6 protein-coding genes are annotated in these 3,994 nt (G+C 50.4%); all 6 read left to right on the top strand.

Annotation, left to right across the window (positions count from 1 at the left end; genetic code table 11):
• The first annotated feature begins 152 nt into the window (after positions 1–152).
• The 6 genes from PFRI_RS04705 to PFRI_RS04680 all read left to right on the top strand — a co-directional run bounded on the left by PFRI_RS04705 (position 153) and on the right by PFRI_RS04680 (position 3,942).
• The gene (locus PFRI_RS04705; protein ID WP_072629588.1) at positions 153–1,280 is read left to right on the top strand and encodes a Hint domain-containing protein; all 1,128 of its coding nucleotides are present in this window, start codon (positions 153–155) and stop codon (positions 1,278–1,280) included.
• Between the two features lie 165 nt (positions 1,281–1,445).
• Entirely contained in the window at positions 1,446–1,757 is a 312-nt protein-coding gene (gene rpsJ / locus PFRI_RS04700) for a 30S ribosomal protein S10 (protein ID WP_072629587.1), read from the top strand.
• 15 nt (positions 1,758–1,772) lie between these two features.
• Positions 1,773–2,498, top strand: a complete 726-nt coding sequence (rplC, locus tag PFRI_RS04695) for a 50S ribosomal protein L3 (RefSeq protein WP_072629586.1) — start codon at positions 1,773–1,775, stop codon at positions 2,496–2,498.
• Positions 2,495–3,112: a 50S ribosomal protein L4 gene (gene rplD / locus PFRI_RS04690; RefSeq protein ID WP_072629585.1), complete on the top strand. Its 618-nt coding sequence runs from the start codon at positions 2,495–2,497 to the stop codon at positions 3,110–3,112. The genes rplC and rplD overlap by 4 nt, the downstream gene beginning before the upstream one ends.
• Complete coding sequence (locus PFRI_RS04685; RefSeq protein WP_072629584.1) at positions 3,109–3,405, top strand: 50S ribosomal protein L23; 297 nt, start codon at positions 3,109–3,111, stop codon at positions 3,403–3,405. Before rplD ends, PFRI_RS04685 begins: the two co-directional genes overlap by 4 nt.
• Positions 3,406–3,714: 309 nt before the next feature.
• On the top strand, positions 3,715–3,942 hold the full coding sequence (locus PFRI_RS04680) for a hypothetical protein (RefSeq protein ID WP_072629583.1): 228 nt from the start codon (positions 3,715–3,717) through the stop codon (positions 3,940–3,942).
• Positions 3,943–3,994: the final 52 nt, after the last annotated feature.

Genomic DNA, 3,994 nt, shown 5'->3' with positions numbered 1-3,994 from the left:
TCAGACAATTTCCGCGTCATAACCCATGAAAAAATTCGGGTTTTGGGGTAGCAGCGGTATAGCTAGAAAACTTCTGTTTCGGTAAGCGCTCATTCGGCTTGGTATGAAATTTGCACCCAATCGACCAGATCGGTGGATTGGAGCTCTAAAGAATGGCAACCTTTAACAGCCAAATGTTTTACTTGGGCAATTTTGCGGCAATGGACACGGTTGAATCCAACACTGAGGCTGAAAATCCTGGGCTCATTCTGGGAACTTATGCGTCACCGGAACTAATAAACGTAACTGTATCCGATGCGAACAACGACGGTGCTCTAAGTGATGATGAAATGGGAACCACTGCGGGAGAAGACATTTCCTTCGATGTTGGTTTTGGTGCGACTACCCAGTTTATTGACACAACACTGGTCTATAATGTGACCGTTACGCTCGGTGACGGATCCACGATAGGAATTTATGGAACGGTCATACAAAGCCAAGACGGAAATACGTTTTTAACCGACTATGCAAATGGTGGATCTTTTGACAATTTGTCAGTCCAAAGTTTTTCTCTTACCAGTCTTGCCAGTTCAAACTATACAGGCTTCTTCGCAGATTCTTCTGTCGATAACACTTCGGTCATTTGTTTTGCCAGCGGTTCGCCAATTGACACAAACATGGGTGAACGTGCGGTTGAAACGCTTAGTGCGGGTGATCTTGTCCGTACGTTGGATAACGGGTACGTCCATTTGATCGGGGCGTTTTCTACACCCGTTGGAAACCAAGCAAGCGATCAACCCATCCTTATACCTCAAGGTGCATTGTGTAATGGATTGCCCAATTCAGATTCGTGGTTGTCGCCACAGCACAGGCTTATGGTATCTTCTCCCGTTGCTGAACGCATGTTCGGAGAAAAGGAGGTTTTGATCAGTGCAAAGGCGTTTTTGGAATGCGATGAAGTGGTTCAAAAGCCTGCGTTAGAGAACATGCGCTACTATCATCTCATTTGTGAGCGACATGAAATTGTTTTCTCTGCAGGCTATCCTGTTGAGACGTTTTTTCCTGGCGACTATGGCTTGAAAATGATGTCCTCTACAGCAACAGGCCGGCGCGCTGCTCGCCTGGTGAAATTAACGAACCATGAGCGATGTAAACCTGCCCGTAATTTCCCAAAGATGCTGCGTCAGAAGAAACTAATTGAGCGTATGGTTAAGAATGACCGCCCTTTTTGGGTTCCAAACGCGAAAAAACCTATGCGAATTCAAGCATTCGATCTAAGCAGAAAGTCGATCGCAAGTTAGAAAATTTGTGTTGCACCACTCCTCGACTCCCCCTATACGCGCGCTATCGATGAGGGTGCGACAGACGCGCCCTTCTTTTATGTCGTGTATAAAGACGCGAAGAGGGGCCCGGATGAGCCGCGTTCCTCCTCTCCGATCTAGACCCTGAATTTAGGGGTGATGATTATGGCAGGTAGCCAGACCATCCGCATTCGCCTGAAGGCGTTTGATTACCGAGTTCTCGATGCGAGCACTCAGGAAATCGTAAATACAGCAAAACGGACAGGCGCAGACGTTCGCGGCCCAATCCCTTTGCCGAACAAGATTGAAAAATTCACAGTTCTGAGCTCGCCTCACGTGAACAAGAAGTCCCGCGACCAGTGGGAAGTTCGCACGCACAAGCGTATGCTAGACATTATTGATCCGACCCCCCAGACCGTTGACGCGCTGATGAAGCTCGACCTCGCCGCTGGTGTGGATGTCGAGATCAAGGTTTAAGGGAGTATCATAGAGATGCGCTCTGGAATCATTGCAAAGAAAGTCGGCATGACCCGACTGTTCATGGAAGACGGCAAGGCAGTTCCTGTCACCGTTCTCCAACTCGACGCGCTTCAGGTTGTTGCACAGCGTACATCCGACAAGGACGGCTACACAGCGGTTCAACTCGGTGCAGGCACAGCAAAAACCAAGCGTACTTCTCAGGCGATGCGCGGTCACTTCGCAGCAGCGAAAGTTGCACCGAAGCGTAAAGTTGCCGAGTTCCGCGTCTCCGAGGAGAACCTCATCAACGTGGGCGAAGAGATTTCTGCTGAGCACTACCTCGCAGGCCAGAAAGTGGACGTGTCCGGCACATCCATCGGTAAAGGCTTTCAGGGTGCTATGAAGCGTCACAACTTCGGCGGCCTTCGCGCGACACACGGTGTTTCTATCTCTCACCGTTCGCACGGCTCGACTGGCCAGTGTCAGGATCCCGGTAAGGTTTTCAAAGGCAAGAAAATGGCTGGTCACATGGGCGCTGCTCGCGTGACAACGCAGAACCTTGAAGTCGTTAAGACTGACCTCGATCGTGGCTTGATCATGATCAAAGGCGCAGTCCCAGGCTCCAAAGGCGGCTGGGTCACAGTGAAAGACGCTGTGAAAAAGAAATTGCCTGATGGCGTTCCTTTCCCTGCGGCTCTTAAATCTGCAGCAACAGAAGCTCCGGCTGCTGAAGCTCCTGCAGAAGGCGGTGAAGCATGAAACTAGATGTATTGAAACTGGACGGCGGCAAAGCCGGTTCTGTTGACTTGGACGAGGCCCTGTTCGGTCTTGAGCCACGCGCAGACATTCTGCACCGTGTGGTCCGTTGGCAGCGTAACAACGCTCAAGCGGGTACGCACAAGGTAAAGACACGGTCCGAAGTTAAGTACTCCACAAAGAAGATATATCGTCAGAAAGGTACTGGCGGCGCACGTCACGGTGCTCGCTCTGCACCTATCTTCCGCGGGGGTGGTATCTACAAAGGTCCAGTCGTTCGTAGCCACGGCCACGATCTGCCTAAAAAGGTCCGCGCACTTGGTCTCAAGCTGGCACTCAGCGCAAAAGCGAAAGCTGGCGAGTTGGTGATCATCGATGAGGCGGCTGGTGCAATGAAAACCTCTGCTTTGGCCAAACAGGTCACTGCAATGGGTTGGAAACGTGCCCTGATCATCGACGGCGCAAGCGTGAACGAAGACTTCATGCAAGCAGCACGTAATATCGAAGGTCTCGATATTCTGCCGTCCATGGGTGCAAACGTCTATGATATCCTGAAGCGTGATACTCTTGTCATCACGAAAGCGGGTATCGAAGCATTGGAGGCCCGTTTGAAATGAGCGCTCAAGCAAAACACTACGACGTGATCCGCAAGCCGCTTATCACTGAGAAAACAACAATGGCGTCCGAAAATGGCGCGGTGGTTTTCGAAGTGGCAATCGACTCTAACAAGCCAATGATCAAAGAAGCTGTTGAAGCGCTCTTTGGCGTCAAGGTGAAGGCCGTGAACACGTCCATCACTAAGGGTAAGTCAAAGCGGTTCCGTGGCCAAATGGGTCGCCGGAAAGACGTCAAGAAAGCGTATGTAACGCTTGAAGAAGGCAACACAATCGACGTGACCACTGGTCTCTAAGATCTGTTATCTTTGATGAATTCGGGAAACCCCGGCTGCGCGAGTGGCTGGGGTTTTTCTTTTGGGGGCAGGGGCCTCAGTAATCTAGGCGCATCACTCGCAACCCACCAAGGCGGGAATAGCAGTTTACTGCCCCGCCAAGCGCCGGACCGACCCCACGGGTCGGCGCTTTTGCTGGTGTTTCAATCCCCGACGATCGGTTGATCGGATTTTGCCGCCATAAAGCGCGCTGTTCATAGGTTGGAGCGCCCATCTTTGGTCCGGCGTTGTGAGATCTTCGCCAACATATGGCATTGTCTAAAGGGTGTTATGAACAGCTTTAAACAATCTTTGTTGCAACTTAGGGCAGATTGCCATCAAGTGATGGGAACGTATGAAAAGGATTTTCTGATGGTTGTTGAAGTGGACGAAGAAGTTAGTGTTGATGACAATGTTGATGATGATACAGAAACTTCCACAGTTGAATTCAATATAGTTGTTACAGCTACGGACTGGAGTCTAAACCAATTAGCTACAATGTTTCAAACTGGCGATTGAAGTGGTCCGGCAAAACTGGACAGCGTGCTAAGATGTATCCAACCTTGAAGAC

The sequence above is a fragment of the Planktotalea frisia genome, from assembly GCF_001890925.1.
GTDB lineage: Bacteria > Pseudomonadota > Alphaproteobacteria > Rhodobacterales > Rhodobacteraceae > Planktotalea > Planktotalea frisia.
Note: the sequence above shows the minus strand (reverse complement) of the source record. Positions and strands in the feature narration are given on the sequence as shown.

What these genes read in the sequence shown, in the direction of transcription:
- PFRI_RS04705 (WP_072629588.1), top strand. Translation starts at nt 153, where the DNA reads ATGGCAACCTTTAACAGCCAAATGTTTTACTTGGGCAATTTTGCGGCA.
- rpsJ (WP_072629587.1), top strand. Translation starts at nt 1,446, where the DNA reads ATGGCAGGTAGCCAGACCATCCGCATTCGCCTGAAGGCGTTTGATTAC.
- rplC (WP_072629586.1), top strand. Translation starts at nt 1,773, where the DNA reads ATGCGCTCTGGAATCATTGCAAAGAAAGTCGGCATGACCCGACTGTTC.
- rplD (WP_072629585.1), top strand. Translation starts at nt 2,495, where the DNA reads ATGAAACTAGATGTATTGAAACTGGACGGCGGCAAAGCCGGTTCTGTT.
- PFRI_RS04685 (WP_072629584.1), top strand. Translation starts at nt 3,109, where the DNA reads ATGAGCGCTCAAGCAAAACACTACGACGTGATCCGCAAGCCGCTTATC.
- PFRI_RS04680 (WP_072629583.1), top strand. Translation starts at nt 3,715, where the DNA reads ATGAACAGCTTTAAACAATCTTTGTTGCAACTTAGGGCAGATTGCCAT.